This is a genomic window from Pseudomonas sp. 3B-A001-10F (assembly GCF_056313565.1).
The window spans coordinates 83493-103124 of sequence record NZ_JBQYFW010000002.1; the positions used below are offsets into that span (position 1 = coordinate 83493).

The following is a 19632-nucleotide window of genomic DNA, read 5'->3' on the forward strand; positions in this document are numbered from 1 at the left end:
TTGGCGCTGAGCAGTGAGTTAACCATCATGGAGAGTCCGAAATGCCCAGCCCACTGCGCCCGGAGCAACGCCGGTTTCCGCTGCATGTACACATCAGCGTCATGTTCACATTCCTGTTGCTGCTCACCGGGGTCGTACTGGGCCTGTTCAATTACCACCAGACGACGCAGATCATCCTGTCGAGCAGCGAAAAGCTGTTCGAAAGGATCGAACAAGACGTACGTCTGGACATGTCCGCAACCTATCAGCCGATTCGGCACCTGCTGAGTTTGCTGGCGGATGACCCCGCCACTCAGGCCGCGCGCCTTGAACAACGCTTGCCCTTGCTCCGACCGTTTAGCCAGTCGCTCAGCGACAATCCCAATCTGGCGTCGCTATATCTGGGTTATGCCAATGGCGATTTTTTCATGGTGCGTCCGCTGCGCAGCGCCGCCATCAAGACATTGCTCAAGGCCCCTGAAGCGGCGGCGTATCAGGTCTGGAGTATCGAACATGACCCGCAGGGCGCGGTGCACTCGCAATCGCTGTTTTTTGACCAGACATTGTCGCTGATCAGCCGCCAGGACAACCCCGACGACAGCTACGATCCGCGTAGCCGTGCGTGGTTCAACCATGCTCGCCAGCAAAACGAACAAATCACCACCGAGCCCTACGTGTTTTTCTCCACGCGCAATGTCGGCACGACGCTGGCCCGACGCAGCGGCGAGAACGCCGTCATCGGTGCTGACCTGACGCTGGTCGCCCTGTCGGCGGCGCTGAGCAAACATGTCGTCACACCCTCCACCGAAATTGCCCTGTTCGATGCCGACGGCAACGCCGTGGCCTATCCCGACAGCGAACGCCTGATCGTCGACAGTAGCGGCGCGCATCTGGCCAAAGCGGCGGATCTGAGTCCGGGCTTGCATGCGCTGTTGTCCGGCGCAGCCACAGGCAATCGCCTGGAAGCCGATGGTCGCCAGTGGATCGTCGCCCGCAGCAACATTCAGGAGGGCGGTCCGAAAGGTTTGCAGTTGGCGCTGCTGGTGCCCGAGGACGAGTTATTGATCGATGCCTACCGCCTGCGCTGGCAAGGCGCGCTGATCACCCTCGCGACCCTGCTACTGTGCCTGCCGCTGGGCTGGGTGATTTCGCGAATTCTGGTCAAGCCGTTGCATGCACTGGTCAAGGAAGCCGACGCGATTCGCAGTTTCGATTTCAACTTTCCTCTGGCCCGCCGCTCGCCGGTGCTTGAAGTCGACCAGTTGAGCGTGTCGATGGCGCGGATGAAAGACACTCTGGCGAGTTTCTTCCGGATTACCGACACCCTCGGCGCCGAAACCCGCTTCGCCCCGCTGCTGCAACGGGTGCTATTTGAAACGGTGCAGATTGCGCAGGCGCAGGCAGGGCTGATCTATCTGCGTGAAAGCGACAGCAGCCGCATGGAGCCATACGGGCTGGTGATCGATGGTACGTCTCAGGCGTTGGAAGCATTCGACATTCAGGGCCACGACCTGCAGCAGAACAAAGGGCCGGCGTGGTTTGAACAATTGGTCGGCGCCAATAACGTGGTGAGCAACTTCGGCGTCGATCAGGCCGGCGACTTGCAGAAGGTCCTGCTGGCAATGCAATCGCCCCGCATCCATCTGATCGGCATCCGCCTGCACAACCGCCACGACGAAACCATCGGCCTGCTGATTCTGCTGGTGAGCGACAGCGGCACGGCAGCCGATCTGGAAAAACTGCGCCCTGATCGCATCGCGTTCCTCCAGGCTGTCTCCGGCGCGGCGGCGGTCAGCATCGAGAGCCAACGCCTGCAAGCCCGCCAGAAGCAATTGCTCGACGCCTTCATTCAACTGCTCGCTGGCGCCATCGACGCCAAGAGTCCGTACACCGGCGGCCATTGTCAGCGCGTGCCAGAGTTGACGTTGATGCTCGCTCAGGCGGCAGCGGCAAGCGAGGCGCCGGCGTTCAGTGCCTACCAACCGAGCGAGGACGAATGGGAAGCCTTGCACATTGCCGCGTGGCTGCACGACTGCGGCAAGGTGACGACGCCGGAATACGTGGTCGACAAGGCCACCAAACTGGAAACCATCAACGACCGTATTCATGAAATTCGCACGCGTTTCGAAGTGCTCAAGCGTGATGCCTGGATCAGCTATTGGCAGGCGCGCGCTCTGGGCGGCGATGAGACTGCACTGGCCAAATTGCGCGATGCCACGCTGACGGCGCTGGACGACGATTTTACGTTTGTCGCGCGCTGCAATCTGGGCAGTGAAGCGATGGCAGAGGCGGATCTGCAGCGCCTTGACCATCTGGCGCAACGCACCTGGCTGCGCACCCTTGATGACCGCTTGGGCGTGTCATGGGAAGAGAACCGGCGTCAGGCGCGCACGCCGGCACCGAATCTGCCGGTCAGTGAAAAGCTTTTGGCAGACAAGCCAGAGCACTTGCTTGAACGCGACCCGAACGAGTTGATCCCCGAAGACAATCCATGGGGCTTCAAACTGGATGTACCGCACTACAAATACAATCGCGGCGAGCTGTACAACCTGAGCATCAACCGTGGCACCCTGACCCGCGAAGAGCGTTACATGATCAATCACCACATGGTGCAGACGATCATGATGCTCAGCCACCTGCCCTTCCCCGGCCACCTCGACAGCATTGCCGAAATTGCCGGCGGTCATCATGAAAAAATGGACGGCACCGGTTACCCGAAACGCCTGAAGCGTGAGGACATGAGCCTGCCCGCGCGGATGATGGCGATTGCCGATATCTTTGAGGCGCTGACCGCAGCCGATCGCCCGTATAAAAAGGCCAAAACCCTGAGCGAGGCCTTGGCGATCATGGCCACCATGTGCCGTGAGGCGCACATCGATGCTCAGCTATTCGGATTGTTCATCAACGAAGGCGTTTACATGCAGTACGCCGTGCGTTTTCTCGATCCCGCACAGATCGATAACGTCGATCCGGCCAGCCTGTTGCACAAGGCTGGCCTCACCGCATGATCAGCAGTCGGTCAGACGCAGGAAAATCGCTGCCAGTTGCTCAATGCCAGCCTGATCCTGCGCGGTAAAACGCGCCAGCTTCGGGCTGTCGAGGTCGAGTACACCGATCAGGCGACCGTCCTTGACCAACGGTACGACCAGTTCGCTGTTCGAGGCGCTGTCGCAGGCGATATGCCCCGGGAACGCGTGTACGTCTTCAACGCGCTGGGTTTGCCGAGTGGCCGCCGCCGCGCCACACACACCACGGCCAAACGGGATGCGCACGCAGGCGATCTGCCCCTGGAACGGACCAAGCACCAGTTCTTCGTTGCGATTGAGGTAAAAGCCCGCCCAGTTCAGGTCATCGAGCTGGTTGAACAGAAACGCCGAAAACTGCGCGGCGTTGGCGATGAAATCGCGCTCGTCCGCCAGCAGCGATTCCAGTTGTGCGGCCAACATGCCATAGCCTTCGAGGCCCTGGCCGCTTTGTTGCAAATCAATCATGCCTTGTGCTCCAACAATTTCAGTCCCACCCAGTAACGGGCGAATTGGTACGCGCAACGTCCGTTGCGATTACCGCGGCCGGTGGCCCAACGCACGGCGAGGATGTCCAGTGCTTCGTCGCGCTGCCAGCTCAGGCCGGCCTTGGCGGCCAACTGACCGATCCAGTGTTCGACGACGTTAAGGAAGTGTTCTTGGGTAAACGGATAGAACGACAGCCACAGACCGAAACGGTCCGACAGCGCGATCTTGTCTTCAACGGCTTCGCTGGGATGCAGTTCGCCGTCGACGCGTTTCCAGTTTTCGTTATCGCTCTCCTTTTCCGGCACCAGGTGGCGGCGGTTGGAGGTGGCGTACAGCAAGACATTGTCCGGGGCCTGCTCAAGCGAGCCGTCGAGCACGCTTTTGAGAACGCGATAATCGCCTTCACCGGATTCGAACGACAAGTCATCGCAAAACAGCACGAAGCGTTGTGGCAGCTTGCCGATCTGCTCGACCACCCGCGGCAGATCCGCCAGATGATCACGCTCGATCTCGATCAGGCGCAGGCCGGCGGCGGCGTGTTCCGCCAGCAAGGCCCGCACCAGCGACGACTTGCCGGTACCGCGCGAACCCCAGAGCAACGCATGGTTGGCCGGCATGCCATCGAGAAACTGCTGGGTGTTGCGCCCCAGTTGTTCGAGCTGACGGTCAACGCCGATCAGGTCGGACAGGCGCATGTCGAGGCTGACTTCCAGCGGCATCAGATAGCCGCTGCGCCCGTCGCGTTGCCAGCGCGCCGCCAGACAAGTGCCCCAGTCGATCACCGGCCGTGGTGCCGGCAACAACGGTTCGATACGCGCCAGAACCGACTCGGCGCGTTCAAGAAAAGCATTTAATCGGGAATCCACGTCTTCTCCTCGGGCACGTTCACAGTGATGATGGTGAATCATGCGACGACACACAGATAAAAATCACCCTACCAAGCCTTGTTACAAGGCGATTCGGGAACCTCGGTATCCATACATGATCGACTATGCTTGAGCAGCGAAGGGAAACGGAAGTGGTTCAACACCCCATGGATATCAAATTCACCCACCGGCTGTCTTACAAGCAAGCCAGGCTTACCGTGCTGGTCGGGTTCATTCTGGGCACGCTGCTCAGCCTGCTGCAAATCGGCATCGATTATGCCAGTGAAGACGCCTCCATCAACCGTGAAATCCTGTCTTTGCTGGAAATCAGCCACAACCCGGCCTCACGGATCGCCTACAACATCGACGCCGAACTGGCGCAGGAACTGACCCTGGGCCTGTTGCGCTCGCCGGCGATCATTTCTGCGCAACTGATCGACAACAACAATACGGTGCTGGCCAGCGTCAAACGACCGGAACTGCAAAGCGGCTATCGGGTCATCAGCGACTTCCTGTTTGGCGCCAAACGCCAGTTCGAAGACCGTCTGTATCTGGATCATCTGCCCAATGAATCGCTGGGCGTGTTAAGCCTTGAGGTCGACACCTATGCCTTCGGCAGCCGCTTCCTGCGCCGCGCCGAGGTGACCCTGCTCAATGGCTTCGCCCGCAGCCTGATTCTCACCGGCATCCTGTTGGCGCTGTTCTATGTGATGTTGACCAAACCACTGGTGCGGGTCATCCGCGAACTCAGCGGGCGCGACCCGCGCAGCGCCGAGCCGACCACGCTGGAGTGCCCGTCCGGCCACGGCAACGATGAAATCGGCGTGCTGGTCAAAGTCGCCAATCAGCAATTCGAGAACATTGCCACCGAGATCCAGCAGCGACGCAACGCCGAAAACCGTCTGACCGACTACCTCGGACAACTGGAAAACATCGTCTCGGCGCGCACCGCTGAACTCAAGGCGATCAACGCACGGCTGAGCCAGTCCAATCAGGAACTCGAAGTCGCCCGCAGCACCGCCCTGGAAATGGCCGAGGCCCGCTCGGCGTTCCTCGCCAACATGAGCCATGAGATCCGCACGCCGCTCAACGGCCTGCTGGGAATGATCGCGCTGTCACTCGACGGTCCGTTGAATGCCGAACAGCAGCAACAACTGTCGATCGCCCACGACTCGGGCAAGGTGCTGGTCGAATTGCTCAACGATATTCTCGACCTGTCGAAGTTCGATGCCGGGCAACTGGAGCTTGAGCACATCCCGTTCGATCTTGGCTCGTTGATCGAAGACACCGCCAATCTGCTGTCGCAGAATGCCGCGCCGAGCGTCGAACTGACCTGCCTGATCGACCCGCACTTCCCGGCACTGGTGCTGGGCGATCCGACCCGCGTGCGGCAGATCGTCAGCAATCTGCTGTCCAACGCGCTGAAATTCACCCGCTTCGGCCGGGTGGATGTGCGCTTGTCGACCTACAAGGATGGCGTGCGCATCGAGATCTGCGACACCGGCATCGGTATCGCCCAGGACGCGCAGCTGAAAATCTTCCAGCCGTTCACTCAAGCGGGCGCCGGCATCACTCGACAATACGGCGGCACCGGGCTGGGTCTGGCGCTGACCTACAACCTCTGCGAAGCCATGCAGGGGCGCCTGACCATCAGTTCCGAAACCGGTTTCGGCAGTCAGTTCTGTGCCGAGCTGCCACTGCCGTGTCATACCCGCGCACTGGTTCCGGCGCCGCTGCACGGAAAAATCCTCGCCATCACCGCTGCCAGCAGTGGACTGGCGGAACTGTTGCAGAGCCTGCTGCCGGTGTGGGGACTTGCATATGAGCAGCGCACCATCGATGACTCACTGCTGGGCCTGACGCCGGACGTGGTGATCACCGATTGTCCGGAGTGTCTGTTCGGCTTGCGCCCGACGCTTGGGGCACCGATTCTGCTGGTAACCGCCTACGGCAGTTTCCTGCCGAGCGAAGAAGCCGCCGCACTCGCGCCTCTGCAGCAACAGGCCCGACCATTGGCGCGAAATGCTCTGTACCAGAACCTGCGACGCACCCTGCAACCGGACGTGGTCGCCGTTAACGATGCGCAACTCGAAACGTCTCCCTCGGTGCGGCGCGGGCGGGTGTTGCTGGTTGAGGACAACCCGGTCAATCAACTGGTGGCCAAAGGCATGCTCGGCAAACTGGGCTGCGAGGTCATCGTCGCCGCCCACGGTGCCGAAGCGCTGGATCAGTTGGAGTATCACGAATTCGATCTGGTGCTGATGGACTGCAACATGCCCGTGATGGATGGCTACGAAGCCAGCCGGCAGATCCGTCAGAGCGGGCGCTGGCCGAGCCTGCCCATCGTCGCTCTGACCGCCAACGCCATGTCCGAGGAACGCGAACGCTGCCGCGCAGCCGGCATGAGCGACTATCTGGCCAAGCCGTTTCGCCGTGAAGAGCTGGCGGCGCTGCTCGATCAGTGGATCCCGACTACGACAGCGCTTTGATCTGCCCCAGCAAGTGATCGAGGCCGTCACGCAACTCATTGAGACGGTCCAGATCCACCCCGCTGTCGCACAGCAATCGGGCCTTGAGCGGTCCGACCTGCTCGCGCAAGGCTTGGCCTGCCGGTGTCAGACTCAAGTGCACTTCGCGCTCGTCACGCGTTGAACGCTGACGCTGCACCCATTGCAACTGCTCCAGACGCTTGAGCAATGGCGTCAGCGTGCCCGAGTCCAGTGCCAGACGCTCGCCCAACGCCTTGACCGTCGGTTGCTCCGGTGCAGCGTCCTGCCATTCCCACAACACCAGCATCGCCAGATATTGCGGGTACGTCAGGCCGAGCTGATCGAGCATCGGTTTGTAGGCACGAATCACCGCTCGAGAGGCGGCGTACAGCTTGAAGCACAACTGGTTGTCGAGCCTCAGCGAATCGACCGGCAAGCTGTTCATTTGAGCAGGGCTTCGATCTCGCCGCTCAGCTCCTGCGGCTTGGTGGTCGGGGCAAAACGCTTGACCAGTTTTCCGTCCTTGCCAATCAGGAACTTGGTGAAGTTCCACTTGATGCCTTGGGAGCCAAGCAGGCCCGGCGCGCGTTTTTTCAGCTGCACGAACAGCGGATGCGCGTCTCCACCGTTAACGTCTATCTTCTTGAACAGCGGGAAGCTGACGCCGAAGTTCAGCTCGCAGAACTCACTGATCGCCCCTTCGTTACCCGGCTCCTGCTTGCCGAACTGATTGCACGGAAAGCCCAGAACCACCAGGCCCTGATCCTTGTAGGTCTGCCACAGTTCTTCGAGGCCTTTGTACTGTGGGGTGAAACCGCATTTGCTTGCGGTGTTGACCACTAAAACCGCTTTACCGGCGAAATCGGCGAGGGTCTTTTGCTCCCCCTTGATGGTAGTGCACGGAATGTTCAACAGGTTGTCGCTCATGGCGTCGGGCTCCGCAGACAGTCAAGAAAGATCAAACATAGCGAGCAATTAAATTGTGTGCAATTTAATTATCGAATAATAAGGCGACCCGAAGGTCGCCTTCATTCGTTTATGCGCGTGGAACCAGATCCAGGCAAACCGAATTGATGCAATAACGCAAACCAGTCGGCGGCGGGCCGTCCGGGAACACATGGCCCAGATGCGCATCACAGCGCGCGCACTTCACTTCCGTGCGGATCATGCCGTGGCTGATGTCACGGATTTCGGTCATCGCGCTTTCGCCGATTGGCGCGTAGAAGCTCGGCCAGCCGCAGCCGGAGTCGAATTTGGTCTTGGAGTCGAACAACGGCTCGTTGCAGCAGACGCAGTGGTAGATACCATCGGTCTTGGTGTCGTTGTATTTGCCGGAGAACGGGCGCTCGGTCGCGCTCAGACGACAAACGTTGTACTGCTCAGGGTCGAGCATCGCCCGCCATTCTTCCAGGGTTTTTTCCAACTTTTCCATCATCACACCTCAGCGGCTGAAAAAGCCCGATCTGTACCTTTTCCACGGATCGGGCGGCACGTATGATTGCGCCTCGTCACGCACCAGTCTGGCAGCCAGACCGGGCGCATTCAAACGGATTATGGGAGCCACGGCTCAAGACGTCCGCCTGTGTGAAGACGCAGGAATCCCAGTACGGTTGTCCATCCGCCGCCTGGATCGTTCATTTTCGGGATCACATCGCCATGCAGTTCAGCAAATCGAACAAGCTCGCCAACGTCTGCTACGACATTCGCGGCCCGGTGCTCAAGCACGCCAAACGACTGGAAGAGGAAGGCCAGCGCATCCTCAAGCTGAACATCGGCAACCCGGCGCCGTTTGGTTTCGAAGCGCCGGACGAAATTCTTCAGGATGTGATCCGCAACCTGCCGACCGCGCAAGGCTACAGCGACTCCAAAGGTCTGTTCAGCGCGCGTAAAGCGGTGATGCAGTACTACCAGCAGAAGAATGTTGAAGGTGTCGGCATCGAAGACATCTATCTGGGTAACGGCGTTTCCGAACTGATCGTGATGTCGTTGCAGGCTCTGCTCAACAACGGCGACGAAGTGCTGGTGCCCGCCCCGGACTACCCGTTGTGGACTGCCGCCGTCAGCCTCGCCGGCGGTAACGCCGTACATTACCTGTGCGACGAAGGCGCCGACTGGTTCCCGGATCTGGCCGACATCAAGGCCAAGATCACCCCGAACACCAAAGCGATGGTGATCATCAACCCGAACAACCCGACCGGCGCGGTGTATTCGAAGGAAGTGTTGCTGGGCATGCTGGAAATCGCCCGTGCGCACAACCTGGTGGTGTTCTCCGACGAGATCTACGACAAAATTTTGTACGACGATGCCGTGCACATCTGCACCGCGTCGCTAGCCCCGGACTTGCTGTGCTTGACCTTCAACGGTCTGTCGAAGTCGTACCGTGTGGCGGGTTTCCGCTCCGGCTGGATCGCCATTTCCGGGCCGAAGCACAATGCCCAGAGCTACATCGAAGGCATCGACATGCTGGCCAACATGCGCCTGTGCGCCAACGTGCCGAGCCAGCATGCGATCCAGACCGCATTGGGCGGCTATCAGAGCATCAACGACCTGGTGCTGCCGCAGGGTCGTCTGCTGGAACAGCGTAACCGCACCTGGGAATTGCTTAACGACATTCCAGGCGTGAGCTGCGTCAAGCCGATGGGCGCGCTGTATGCGTTCCCGAAGATCGACCCGAAAGTCTGCCCGATCCATAACGACGAGAAATTCGTCCTCGACCTGCTGCTCTCCGAGAAGCTGCTGGTGGTACAGGGCACGGCGTTCAACTGGCCGTGGCCGGATCACTTCCGCGTGGTCACCCTGCCCCGCGTCGACGATCTGGAAATGGCCATCGGCCGTATCGGCAACTTCCTCAAGTCCTACCGCCAGTAACTGGCCAGCAGTGCGCAACGGCCAAACGTTGCGCACTGTCTGATTCAGCAACACTTCTGCGTTCCGCGTCCGCGCACGCCTTCTACACTTGCGATTCGTACCGTTTACCTGCGTCCAGCTTAATGGCGACGGGTCGCGGCTGGCCGTCATCCCTATCGTTATCTGTCGTGGGAAATGTGCCGGGCACCGAAGAATCCGCTGTAGGACACAGTTTGAAATAGTCACTCAGTTGAATAGCCCGGTGCAGCACCTTATATACCCCGCAGTACGCTACATCTTTAGCTTGAGGAGATTTCTACAACCATGATGCGCATCCTGCTGTTTTTGGCCACTAACCTGGCGGTCGTGCTGATAGCCAGCATCACCCTGAGCCTGTTCGGCTTCAACGGGTTCATGGCGGCCAACGGGGTTGATCTCGACCTTAGTCAGCTGCTGGTTTTCTGTGCGGTCTTTGGTTTCGCCGGCTCGCTGTTCTCGCTGTTCATCTCCAAGTGGATGGCGAAGATGAGCACTGGCACCCAGATCATCAGCCAGCCACGTACCCGGCATGAGCAATGGCTGCTGCAAACTGTCGAGCAACTGTCCCGCGAAGCCGGGATCAAGATGCCCGAAGTCGGTATTTTCCCGGCCTACGAAGCAAACGCCTTCGCCACCGGCTGGAACAAGAACGACGCGTTGGTCGCGGTCAGCCAGGGCTTGCTCGAGCGCTTCTCACCCGATGAAGTGAAAGCCGTGCTGGCCCACGAAATCGGCCACGTCGCCAACGGCGACATGGTCACCCTGGCGCTGATCCAGGGCGTGGTGAACACCTTCGTGATGTTCTTTGCGCGGATCATCGGCAACTTCGTCGACAAAGTGATCTTCAAGAACGAAGAAGGCCAAGGCATCGCCTACTACGTGGCGACCATTTTTGCCGAACTGGTACTGGGCATTCTCGCCAGTGCGATCGTCATGTGGTTCTCGCGCAAGCGCGAATTCCGTGCCGACGAAGCCGGCGCCCGCCTGGCCGGTACCAGCGCAATGATCGGCGCACTGCAACGCCTGCGCGCCGAACAGGGCCTGCCGGTGCACATGCCGGACACCCTTAACGCCTTTGGCATCAACGGTGGTATCAAACAGGGCTTTGCCCGCATGTTCATGAGCCACCCGCCGCTGGAAGAGCGTATCGACGCCCTGCGTCGTCGCGGTTGATCCGACCGGTGTAACAATGAAAAAGGCCCGCAGTGATGCGGGCCTTTTTTACATCTTTGGATTGTGCGCCGACAGTGCCGGCCCTTTCGCGAGCAAGCTCGCTCCCACAGAGTTCTGCGGTGTTTAGGCAATCTGTGACATAGCACAAATCACTGTGGGAGCGAGCTTGCTCGCGAAGAGGCCCGTAACGGCGCCAACAAACTATCGGGAAGAAACCCGGTAGACCCGCTCCTCCAGCCGCGTCACGCCAGCCTGAAGGAACTTCCCGCTCTCCCCCAGCACATCCTGCTCTTCCAGCATCTGCACCTGCCAGGCACCACTCAGCAACCGCTGCACCTCATCATCCCCCACCGCAAACGGCGGCCCCGGCATCTGCGCCTGATCGTAGTCCAGCGTAATCAACAACCCGTGCACACCCTGCGGCAGAATCTGCTGAAGATGCGCCGCATAGCGCTCACGCATCGTCGCCGGCAAGGCAATCAGCGCGGCGCGGTCGTACAACGCGACGCAATCGGCCACATCGGCGGCCGTCAGCGCAAAAAAGTCACCGCACCACAGTTCGATGGCATCACCGCGATAGACCTTGAACGCGCCCTTCTGGCTAATCTGCGGCTGCACCTGATGTTCACTGAAAAAGTCCTCGATAGCCTTTTCCGACAGTTCGACCCCGAGCACCTGATGACCGCGTCCGGCCAGCCACGCCAGATCCAGACTTTTCCCACACAGAGGCACGAGCACTCGCGCCGCAGCCGATACCGCCCAGTGCCGCTGCAAATACGGGTTTACCTCAGGCAGATGGAAACCAATCTGCCCCGAAGCCCACTTCTTGTGCCAAAACTCAGGTTGCATGCATCACTCCCAATAATTCGATCAAAAAGCGTTAAAACTTATATTAGATTTAGATCAATGATCTGACTGAAGATGAAGCCATCTTAACGCTCAGGAACCCATCATGTTGCCCAGCCTGTTCATTTCCCATGGTTCACCCATGCTGGCCCTGGAGCCCGGCGCCAGTGGCCCGGCTCTGGCTCGTCTGGCCGCCGAATTGCCGAAACCCAAAGCCATCGTCATCGTCTCCGCGCACTGGGAAAGCCAGGAACTGCTGGTCAGCAGCCATGCACAACCGGAAACCTGGCATGACTTCGGCGGCTTTCCCCGGGCGCTGTTTGAAGTGCAGTATCCGGCACCGGGTAATCCGCAACTGGCTGCTGAGGTGGCTGATCTACTGACTGCCAACAACCTACCTGCCCGTCTCGATCCGCAACGCCCGTTCGATCACGGTGTTTGGGTGCCACTGTCGCTGATGTACCCGCTGGCGGATATTCCAGTGGTGCAGGTTTCGCTACCTAGCCGCGCGGGCCCGGCGCTGCAAACCCGAGTCGGCCGGGCACTGGCGAGTCTGCGTGATCAGGGCATTTTGCTGATCGGCTCCGGCAGCATCACGCACAACCTGCGCGAACTGGACTGGCACGCCGGCCCGGAAAGCGTTGAGCCCTGGGCGCGGGATTTCCGTGATTGGGTGATCGACAAGCTCGCGGCCGACGATGAGGCAGCGCTGCATGATTATCGTCAGCAGGCGCCGCATGCGGTGCGCAGTCATCCGAGTGATGAGCATTTGTTGCCGTTGTATTTTGCCCGGGGTGCGGGCGGTGAGTTCAGCGTGGCGCACAAGGGATTCACAATGGGTGCGCTGGGCATGGATATTTACCGCTTCGGTTGACGCCTTCGCGAGCAGGCTCGCTCACAAAGGCAAAAAACAGGCAAAAAAAATCCCCGAACCAGTCGGGGATTTTTTATGTTCGATCAATCAGCCCAAGGGCGGATCAATCTTCGCGATAGCGACGCAGCTTCAGCTGCTTACCGGCAACGCGAGTGTCCTTCAGTTTGGTCAGGAGTTTGTCCAGACCATCTTCCGGCAGCTCGACGAGGCTGAAGCTGTCACGCACCTGGATGCGACCGATCGCTTCACGGGCCAGACCGCCTTCGTTGAGGATGGCGCCCAGCAGGTTCTTCGCAGCGATACCGTCACGCGCACCCAGCGCGGTACGGCAACGAGCACGGCCTTCGCCCAAAGGCATTGGCGCGCGACGCTCGCGGTCACCACGATCAGGACGATCACCAGTGCGCTCAGGACGGTCGCCACGCGGTGCGTTGTTCGGCACCAGTGGACGTTCCTTCTCGATCGCCGCCAGGTTCAGCGCTTGACCGTTGGTGGCTTTGCGCAGCAGCGCAGCAGCCAGAGCACGCGGGGTGCAACCGATGTCTGCAGTCAGACGATCGAGCAGCTCACCGTGGGTCGATTCGGCATCAGCGACCAGCGGCGACAGGCTGTTGGTCAGTTTTTTGATGCGCGCATCGAGAACGGCTTGAGCGTCCGGCAGGCGTACTTCAGCAACTTTCTGACCGGTTACACGCTCGATCACCTGCAGCATGCGGCGCTCACGTGGAGTCACCAGCAGCAGTGCACGACCTTCGCGACCGGCACGGCCAGTACGGCCGATACGGTGAACGTAGGACTCTGGGTCGTACGGCATGTCAACGTTGAACACGTGAGTGATGCGCGGAACGTCCAGACCACGAGCAGCTACGTCGGTCGCGACAACGATGTCCAGACGGCCATCTTTCAGCGAGTCAATAACGCGCTCACGCTGGTTCTGGGCGATGTCACCGTTCAGCGCCGCGGCTTTGTAGCCTTTGGCGTCGAGGGCGCTGGCCAGATCCAGGGTCGCTTGCTTGGTGCGTACGAACATGATCAGAGCGTCGAAATCTTCCACTTCCAGCAAGCTGAGAACGGCCGAAGTCTTCTGGTCAGCGTGAACCAACAGGTGAGCCTGTTCGATCGCGGTAACGGTCTGGGTCTTGGTCTGGATCTTCACGTGTTGCGGATCGCGCAGATGGCGTTCGGCAATGGCGCGGATCGACTGCGGCAGGGTAGCCGAGAACAAAACGGTCTGACGGGTCGCTGGCAGAGCCTTGAAGATGACTTCCAGGTCATCCATGAAGCCCAGTTTCAACATTTCGTCAGCTTCGTCGAGAACCAGGTGGTTCACGGTCGACAGAACTTTTTCGTCGCGACGCAGGTGGTCGCACAGACGGCCCGGAGTGGCGACAACGATCTGTGCGCCATTACGGATTGCTTTCAGTTGTGGGCCCATAGGCGCGCCGCCGTAAACGGCCACAACGGTAACGCCCGGCATTTGCTTGGCGTAGGTTTCAAAAGCGGTTGCTACTTGCAGCGCCAACTCACGAGTTGGCGCCAGGATCAGGGCTTGCGGTTCGCGCTTGGCAGGATCGATGCGGTGCAGAATAGGCAGTGCGAACGCGGCGGTTTTACCGGTACCGGTTTGCGCCTGACCAATCATGTCCTGGCCGGCCATGATGATCGGGATCGATTGCTGCTGAATCGCCGAAGGCTCTTCGTAGCCAGTCGCTGCGACGGCTGCAAGAATATTCGGGTTAAGATTAAAAGCGGCGAATCCGCCGGTTTCCTGGGTCATGGGTCTGCCTCTAAGTGCATCCGCAAAGACCCATGCTCCAAAGCTGCGCATGCCGTGTTGAGACTCAAGAGTCGCCCTGGCAGCTTTGTCGGCGGGGATTTGCGAAAACGAATGAATGAAAAAAAGAATCGTCCGGGAAGAGCCCGCAATGCGGACGTGCAGCCGAAGCTGACTTCGGGAAATGCGCTACCTAAACGCGGCCCGGTTAAAGGCCGGCGCGCACTATACCGGATTTTGCCCAAAAAGGGAGCTTTTTTTATTGCCTGAATGAGCGTGTCACCGCTGTGTAACGGGGTTTTGCGGATAATCGCGCGAAGGTCTATTTTTCAAAGGCCCGGCCCTGCGGGCGATGACGCTTAAACGATTCACTGATGTGCGGCATACCGTCGCTGCACCCGCCCTTCCCGCCCGAGGATCTACCCATGAATCAGCCCTGCCCCGGCCGCGTCAGCCGTGAACGTCGTGGTCACGTCCATCTGATTGGCCTGGATCGAGCGGCCAAGCGCAATGCTTTCGACCTCGACCTGCTCAACGAGCTGAGCCTGGCCTACGGCGAGTTCGAGGCCGACAGCGAAGCGCGGGTGGCGGTGGTGTTCGGGCATGGCGAGCACTTTACCGCTGGCCTGGATCTGGTCAACGCCAGTTCCGCCCTCGCCCAGGGCTGGCAGGTTCCGACCGGCGGTTGCGATCCGTGGGGCGTTTTCGTCGGGCCACGGGTGAGCAAACCAGTGATTGTCGCCGCGCAGGGTTACTGCCTGACCATCGGCATCGAGCTGATGCTGGCAGCCGATATAAACCTGTGTGCGAGCAATACCCGCTTCGCGCAGATGGAAGTGCAGCGTGGGATCTTTCCTTTTGGTGGTGCGACTTTACGTTTTCAGCAGATCGCCGGTTGGGGCAACGCGATGCGCTGGCTGCTGACCGGCGATGAGTTTGATGCGCACGAGGCATTGCACCTGGGGTTGGTGCAGGAAGTCATGGCCAGCGAAGACCTGTTGCCGCGGGCGATTGAATTGGCTGAGCGGATTGCCCGGCAGGCGCCGTTGGGGGTGCAGGCGACGTTGATGTCGGCGCGGCAGGCAAGGTATGAGGGTGAGACGGCGGCCGCGCAAGGGTTACCGGCGTTGGTGAAGAAATTGTTGGCGAGTGAGGACGCCAAGGAAGGGGTGCGGTCGCTGGTGGAGCGGCGGCCTGGAGTCTTCAAAGGGATCTGAAATATTTGCTGGTTATCAGATCCTCTTCGCGAGCAGGCTCGCTCCCACAGGGAAAATGCATTCCAATGTTGGAGCGAGCCTGCTCGCGAAGAGGCCGTCACTGACGACTCAGGTCGCCAGGCGAATACTGTTGATCAACGACTGCAACGAATACCCCAACCGCGGCGCCAGCGCTTCAGCCCGGGTCGTCAGTGCCTGCATGTCCAGCTCCTGATCGAGGTCCGCCGGCACAATCAGAATCACGTTGCCCTCCTTCACCGGCAATTCCCAGTAATGCCGGTGATACAGCCCGCGCAACAACGCCGCGCCCAGAGGCTTGCCGTCATCGGTGGCCCACTGATTGATCACCAGCCAGCCCCCCGGATTCAGACGCTTCTGGCAGTCGCCGAGAAAACTCCAGGCCAGATGCCCAACGCCCGGACCGACATCGGTATACAGGTCGACAAAAATCAGATCCGCCGGCTCAGCCGTCGGCAGTAACTCCAGCGCATCGCCAACACGGATGTACAGCCGCGGATCATCGTCCAGGCCAAGGTATTCGATGGCCAGGCGCGGCACATCCGGACGCAGTTCAATGGCTTCGACATCTTCCAGCGGCAGGAACTTGAGGCAGGCCTGGGTCAATGTACCAGCGCCGAGCCCGAGAAACAGCGCGCTCTCCGGCTGCTCGTGGCACAACGCGCCGATCAGCATCGCGCGGGTGTAATCGTATTCTAGCCAGCTCGGGTCGGCGGTGAACACGCAGCTCTGCTCGATCGCATCGCCGAACTCGAGAAAGCGGTAATCGGCCACTTCCAGCACGCGAATCACGCCGAACTCATCCTGTACTTCGGCGAGCAGATGCTCGACGCGCTCCTCAGTCATTTCGTCTCCTGATGGTCACCGGGCGCGGTGACGCGATGGCACCGCTGTGGCGCCGTGGCAAAACGGCGATTGTCGGCGATGGGGCGGGAGCAGGTCACGTACTAATTGCTGCTACCATGGGCTTCCCGTGCGTAGAACCAATTAGAGACCGTGATGAGCCAACCGTGGAGTCCTGATAGCTGGCGCGCCCTGCCGATCCAGCAACAACCCCAATATCCTGACGCGGCGCATCTGCGCCAGGTCGAGCAGACGCTGGCCAGCTATCCGCCACTGGTGTTTGCCGGCGAAGCGCGCGAACTGCGCCGCCAGTTTGCCGAAGTCACCCAGGGCCGGGCATTCCTGCTGCAGGGCGGTGATTGCGCGGAAAGTTTTGCCGAATTCTCCGCTGCGAAGATTCGCGACACGTTCAAAGTGTTACTGCAAATGGCGATCGTCATGACCTTCGCCGCTGGCTGCCCGGTGGTCAAGGTCGGGCGCATGGCCGGTCAGTTTGCCAAACCGCGCTCGGCCAACGACGAGACCATCGACGGCGTGACGCTGCCGGCTTACCGGGGCGACATCGTCAACGGCATCGGCTTCGACGAAAAGAGCCGCGTGCCGGATCCAGAGCGCCTGCTGCAGTCCTATCACCAGTCCACCGCGACCCTGAACCTGCTGCGCGCGTTTGCTCAGGGCGGTTTTGCCGACCTGCACCAAGTGCACAAGTGGAACCTCGATTTCATCGCCAACTCGGCGCTGGCTGAAAAATACAGTCACCTCGCCGACCGCATCGATGAAACCCTGGCGTTCATGCGCGCCTGCGGCATGGACAGCTCGCCGCAACTGCGCGAAACCAGCTTCTTCACCGCCCACGAAGCACTGCTGCTGAACTACGAAGAAGCCTTCGTGCGCCGCGACAGCCTGACCAACGATTACTACGATTGCTCGGCGCACATGCTGTGGATCGGTGACCGTACTCGTCAGCTCGACGGCGCGCACGTCGAATTCCTGCGCGGGGTGAACAACCCGATCGGCGTCAAAGTCGGCCCAAGCATGGATCCCGATGACCTGATCCGCCTGATCGACGCGCTCAACCCGGACAACGATCCGGGGCGCCTCAACCTGATTGCGCGGATGGGCGCGAACAAGGTGGGCGATCACCTGCCGGCGCTGATCCGCGCGGTGCAGCGCGAAGGCAAGCAAGTGCTGTGGAGTTCCGACCCGATGCACGGCAACACCATCAAGGCCAGCAGCGGCTACAAGACCCGCGACTTTGCGCAGATCCTTGGCGAGGTTAAACAGTTCTTCCAGGTGCACGAGGCGGAAGGCAGTTATGCCGGCGGCATTCACATCGAGATGACCGGGCAGAATGTCACCGAGTGCATCGGTGGTGCACGGCCGATTACTGAAGATGGCTTGTCGGATCGCTATCACACGCACTGTGATCCACGGATGAATGCTGACCAGTCGCTGGAGTTGGCGTTTTTGATTGCCGAAACCCTGAAACAAGTTCGCCGCTAGACCGCGTCGCCTCCTTCGCGAGCAGGCTCGCTCCCACATAGGTTTTGTGTACGACACAGATCCAGTGTGGGAGCGAGCTTGCTCGCGAAGGGGCCAACTCAGTCACCACCGATCTCGGCCAATGCCACCCGCAACCGCGCCGCACTCTCGCGCTGACAATTCAACTGCACCCGCGCCAGCCCCAACCAATCCGCCATCCGCCGCAGATTCTCCGCCAGCGCCAGCATCCCCTGCTCATCCAGCCCCGGCGCTTCCTCGTGCAGCGCATGCACCGCCAACTGCCCCGCCGCCCGCTCAGCCCGCAAATCCACCCGCGCAGCAATCCGCTCGTTGTGCAAAAACGGCAACACGTAATAGCCGTAAACCCGTTTGTCCTGTGGCGTATAAATCTCCAGCCGATAGCGAAAATCGAACAAGCGCTCAGTCCGGCTACGCTCCCAGATCAACGAATCAAAGGGCGACAGCAGCGCACTGGCCATGACCTTGCGCGGGACGCTCGGCTCCGGCAGGCAATAGGCGATTTGCCGCCAACCGGCAACCTCGCACATCTGCAATTGCCCGGCCTCGACCAGTTCCGCGAGACGTGGCCGCGCATCCGCCGGATTCAGGCGAAAGTAATCACGCAGGTCTTTTTCAGTACCGACACCCAAGGCCTGTGCCGCGTGCAATAGCAGGCCACGTTGCGCTTCGGCTTCATCAGGCAACGCCTGTTGCAGGATCGATGAAGGGATCACCCGCTCCGGCAAATCATACAAACGCTCAAAACCACGCCGCCCCGCCACCGTCACTTCACCCGCCGCGAACAGCCACTCCAGCGCATGCTTTTCCGCGCTCCAGTCCCACCACGGCCCGGCCTTGTCTGCACGGGTTGAAAGGCTGCCGGCGCCCAACGCGCCCTGCTCTTCCACCGAATTCAAGACCCGACGCACCACGTCCTGCTGCTCGCGACCGAATCTGGCCAGTTGCTGATAAATATCCTCGCCACGCCTGGCCCGCTGCATGCGCCAGCCCAGCAACGGATACATCGACATCGGCAGCAACGAGGCTTCGTGTCCCCAGTATTCGAACAACGTGCGACGTCGCCCCGAACTCCAGGCAGCCTGGTCGAGCAAATCGGAAGAATAGGAGCCGAGACGGGAAAACAGCGGCAGGTAGTGCGAGCGCACCACGGCGTTGACGGAGTCGATTTGCAGCAAACCCAGCCTTTCGATCAGCCGGTTGACGTGTGGCGCCTTGACGGTCGGCGGCTGGCGCCCGTTGAACCCTTGGGCAGCCAGCGCCAGTCGTCGCGCCTGTTTGAGGGAAAAGGCCAGAGTCGCGGGCATGAGCATCTCCTTGTCTGCTCGCAACCTACCTCACTGGAAGAGGGTTTGTGTAGCGTTCTGCTGATCATTTATGCAGCGGGTCATTTATGCATCGGATCATCCCAGAACGGCCGCACGGACTCGTGTTCAACGTCGGCACGACTGACGCCGATGTCTTTCAACGCTTCGTCGCTCAGACTGGCAAGCAACTCGCGTTCACGGTGCAATTCGTACCAGCGGCTAAACTTGTGCAGCAGGTCGGAAACGAGATGGCCGTGGCCGGAAAATTTTGCGTCGTCTACATACTCTCTTTGACCTTTCATCGTGTTGCCTCCTTTGTGGATGGCT

At 60.2% G+C, this 19632-nt stretch carries 17 protein-coding genes; 7 read left to right on the forward strand and 10 right to left on the reverse strand.

Annotated features, from left to right (window positions below):
• The first annotated feature begins 41 nt into the window (after window positions 1–41).
• A complete protein-coding gene (locus AC0ZWN_RS02715) occupies window positions 42–2987 on the forward strand; it encodes an HD domain-containing phosphohydrolase (RefSeq protein WP_476333965.1) in 2946 nt (981 codons plus the stop codon).
• Here the strand turns inward: AC0ZWN_RS02715 and AC0ZWN_RS02720 are convergent, their stop codons facing one another.
• Window positions 2988–3470, reverse strand: coding sequence for a GAF domain-containing protein (locus AC0ZWN_RS02720; protein ID WP_093435133.1), 483 nt, complete (start codon window positions 3468–3470; stop codon window positions 2988–2990).
• Complete coding sequence (locus AC0ZWN_RS02725) at window positions 3467–4357, reverse strand: ATP-binding protein (protein ID WP_095048448.1); 891 nt, start codon at window positions 4355–4357, stop codon at window positions 3467–3469. The genes AC0ZWN_RS02720 and AC0ZWN_RS02725 overlap by 4 nt, the downstream gene beginning before the upstream one ends.
• Before the next feature lie 167 nt (window positions 4358–4524).
• Here AC0ZWN_RS02725 and AC0ZWN_RS02730 point away from each other — a divergent pair, with 167 nt between their 5' ends.
• Window positions 4525–6846, forward strand: coding sequence for a hybrid sensor histidine kinase/response regulator (locus tag AC0ZWN_RS02730; protein ID WP_476333966.1), 2322 nt, complete (start codon window positions 4525–4527; stop codon window positions 6844–6846).
• On the opposite strand, the gene AC0ZWN_RS02735 is transcribed toward AC0ZWN_RS02730, so the two are convergent.
• The 3 genes from AC0ZWN_RS02735 to msrB all read right to left on the reverse strand — a co-directional run bounded on the left by AC0ZWN_RS02735 (window position 6830) and on the right by msrB (window position 8278).
• Window positions 6830–7291 carry a MarR family winged helix-turn-helix transcriptional regulator gene (locus AC0ZWN_RS02735; protein WP_476333967.1) on the reverse strand — a complete coding sequence of 154 codons (462 nt, stop codon included), beginning with the start codon at window positions 7289–7291 and terminating at the stop codon, window positions 6830–6832. The two genes, AC0ZWN_RS02730 and AC0ZWN_RS02735, sit on opposite strands and share 17 nt — an antisense overlap.
• Entirely contained in the window at window positions 7288–7773 is a 486-nt protein-coding gene (locus tag AC0ZWN_RS02740; RefSeq protein WP_016985485.1) for a glutathione peroxidase, read from the reverse strand. Before AC0ZWN_RS02740 ends, AC0ZWN_RS02735 begins: the two co-directional genes overlap by 4 nt.
• Window positions 7774–7882: 109 nt before the next feature.
• Window positions 7883–8278 carry a peptide-methionine (R)-S-oxide reductase MsrB gene (gene msrB / locus AC0ZWN_RS02745; protein WP_093435141.1) on the reverse strand — a complete coding sequence of 132 codons (396 nt, stop codon included), beginning with the start codon at window positions 8276–8278 and terminating at the stop codon, window positions 7883–7885.
• Window positions 8279–8502: 224 nt separating this feature from the next.
• On the opposite strand from msrB, the gene AC0ZWN_RS02750 reads away from it, so the two are divergent.
• Both AC0ZWN_RS02750 and htpX read left to right on the forward strand, forming a co-directional pair.
• Window positions 8503–9714 (forward strand): pyridoxal phosphate-dependent aminotransferase, encoded by a 1212-nt coding sequence (locus AC0ZWN_RS02750; protein ID WP_007908620.1) that lies wholly within the window; start codon window positions 8503–8505, stop codon window positions 9712–9714.
• Window positions 9715–10017: 303 nt separating this feature from the next.
• Complete coding sequence (gene htpX, locus AC0ZWN_RS02755; RefSeq protein ID WP_007908619.1) at window positions 10018–10905, forward strand: protease HtpX; 888 nt, start codon at window positions 10018–10020, stop codon at window positions 10903–10905.
• 201 nt (window positions 10906–11106) lie between these two features.
• Here the strand turns inward: htpX and AC0ZWN_RS02760 are convergent, their stop codons facing one another.
• Window positions 11107–11754, reverse strand: a complete 648-nt coding sequence (locus AC0ZWN_RS02760; RefSeq protein WP_476333969.1) for a thiopurine S-methyltransferase — start codon at window positions 11752–11754, stop codon at window positions 11107–11109.
• A 103-nt stretch (window positions 11755–11857) separates the two neighbouring features.
• Here AC0ZWN_RS02760 and AC0ZWN_RS02765 point away from each other — a divergent pair, with 103 nt between their 5' ends.
• Window positions 11858–12625: a DODA-type extradiol aromatic ring-opening family dioxygenase gene (locus tag AC0ZWN_RS02765; RefSeq protein WP_257355719.1), complete on the forward strand. Its 768-nt coding sequence runs from the start codon at window positions 11858–11860 to the stop codon at window positions 12623–12625.
• 103 nt (window positions 12626–12728) lie between these two features.
• Here the strand turns inward: AC0ZWN_RS02765 and AC0ZWN_RS02770 are convergent, their stop codons facing one another.
• On the reverse strand, window positions 12729–14402 hold the full coding sequence (locus tag AC0ZWN_RS02770; RefSeq protein WP_008088238.1) for a DEAD/DEAH box helicase: 1674 nt from the start codon (window positions 14400–14402) through the stop codon (window positions 12729–12731).
• 422 nt (window positions 14403–14824) lie between these two features.
• Here AC0ZWN_RS02770 and AC0ZWN_RS02775 point away from each other — a divergent pair, with 422 nt between their 5' ends.
• Entirely contained in the window at window positions 14825–15616 is a 792-nt protein-coding gene (locus tag AC0ZWN_RS02775) for a crotonase/enoyl-CoA hydratase family protein (protein ID WP_093435147.1), read from the forward strand.
• Window positions 15617–15724: 108 nt separating this feature from the next.
• Here the strand turns inward: AC0ZWN_RS02775 and AC0ZWN_RS02780 are convergent, their stop codons facing one another.
• Window positions 15725–16480, reverse strand: a complete 756-nt coding sequence (locus AC0ZWN_RS02780) for a spermidine synthase (protein ID WP_476333971.1) — start codon at window positions 16478–16480, stop codon at window positions 15725–15727.
• 153 nt (window positions 16481–16633) lie between these two features.
• Between AC0ZWN_RS02780 and AC0ZWN_RS02785 the strand changes: the two genes are divergently transcribed.
• Entirely contained in the window at window positions 16634–17980 is a 1347-nt protein-coding gene (locus tag AC0ZWN_RS02785) for a class II 3-deoxy-7-phosphoheptulonate synthase (RefSeq protein WP_093435151.1), read from the forward strand.
• A 98-nt stretch (window positions 17981–18078) separates the two neighbouring features.
• Here the strand turns inward: AC0ZWN_RS02785 and AC0ZWN_RS02790 are convergent, their stop codons facing one another.
• Together AC0ZWN_RS02790 and AC0ZWN_RS02795 are read right to left on the reverse strand one after the other, a co-directional pair.
• Window positions 18079–19305, reverse strand: coding sequence for a winged helix-turn-helix domain-containing protein (locus AC0ZWN_RS02790; protein WP_476333972.1), 1227 nt, complete (start codon window positions 19303–19305; stop codon window positions 18079–18081).
• 80 nt (window positions 19306–19385) lie between these two features.
• Window positions 19386–19607, reverse strand: a complete 222-nt coding sequence (locus tag AC0ZWN_RS02795; protein ID WP_093435156.1) for a DUF1127 domain-containing protein — start codon at window positions 19605–19607, stop codon at window positions 19386–19388.
• Between the last annotated feature and the right edge of the window lie 25 nt (window positions 19608–19632).

Excerpts from the sequence above, each read along its gene's own strand:
- AC0ZWN_RS02765 (WP_257355719.1), top strand. The coding sequence starts at position 11,858 with ATGTTGCCCAGCCTGTTCATTTCCCATGGTTCACCCATGCTGGCCCTG.
- AC0ZWN_RS02760 (WP_476333969.1), bottom strand. The coding sequence starts at position 11,754 with ATGCAACCTGAGTTTTGGCACAAGAAGTGGGCTTCGGGGCAGATTGGT.
- AC0ZWN_RS02720 (WP_093435133.1), bottom strand. The coding sequence starts at position 3,470 with ATGATTGATTTGCAACAAAGCGGCCAGGGCCTCGAAGGCTATGGCATG.
- AC0ZWN_RS02775 (WP_093435147.1), top strand. The coding sequence starts at position 14,825 with ATGAATCAGCCCTGCCCCGGCCGCGTCAGCCGTGAACGTCGTGGTCAC.
- htpX (WP_007908619.1), top strand. The coding sequence starts at position 10,018 with ATGATGCGCATCCTGCTGTTTTTGGCCACTAACCTGGCGGTCGTGCTG.
- AC0ZWN_RS02740 (WP_016985485.1), bottom strand. The coding sequence starts at position 7,773 with ATGAGCGACAACCTGTTGAACATTCCGTGCACTACCATCAAGGGGGAG.
- AC0ZWN_RS02750 (WP_007908620.1), top strand. The coding sequence starts at position 8,503 with ATGCAGTTCAGCAAATCGAACAAGCTCGCCAACGTCTGCTACGACATT.
- msrB (WP_093435141.1), bottom strand. The coding sequence starts at position 8,278 with ATGGAAAAGTTGGAAAAAACCCTGGAAGAATGGCGGGCGATGCTCGAC.
- AC0ZWN_RS02780 (WP_476333971.1), bottom strand. The coding sequence starts at position 16,480 with ATGACTGAGGAGCGCGTCGAGCATCTGCTCGCCGAAGTACAGGATGAG.
- AC0ZWN_RS02735 (WP_476333967.1), bottom strand. The coding sequence starts at position 7,291 with ATGAACAGCTTGCCGGTCGATTCGCTGAGGCTCGACAACCAGTTGTGC.
- AC0ZWN_RS02795 (WP_093435156.1), bottom strand. The coding sequence starts at position 19,607 with ATGAAAGGTCAAAGAGAGTATGTAGACGACGCAAAATTTTCCGGCCAC.
- AC0ZWN_RS02770 (WP_008088238.1), bottom strand. The coding sequence starts at position 14,402 with ATGACCCAGGAAACCGGCGGATTCGCCGCTTTTAATCTTAACCCGAAT.
- AC0ZWN_RS02715 (WP_476333965.1), top strand. The coding sequence starts at position 42 with ATGCCCAGCCCACTGCGCCCGGAGCAACGCCGGTTTCCGCTGCATGTA.
- AC0ZWN_RS02730 (WP_476333966.1), top strand. The coding sequence starts at position 4,525 with ATGGATATCAAATTCACCCACCGGCTGTCTTACAAGCAAGCCAGGCTT.
- AC0ZWN_RS02790 (WP_476333972.1), bottom strand. The coding sequence starts at position 19,305 with ATGCCCGCGACTCTGGCCTTTTCCCTCAAACAGGCGCGACGACTGGCG.
- AC0ZWN_RS02785 (WP_093435151.1), top strand. The coding sequence starts at position 16,634 with ATGAGCCAACCGTGGAGTCCTGATAGCTGGCGCGCCCTGCCGATCCAG.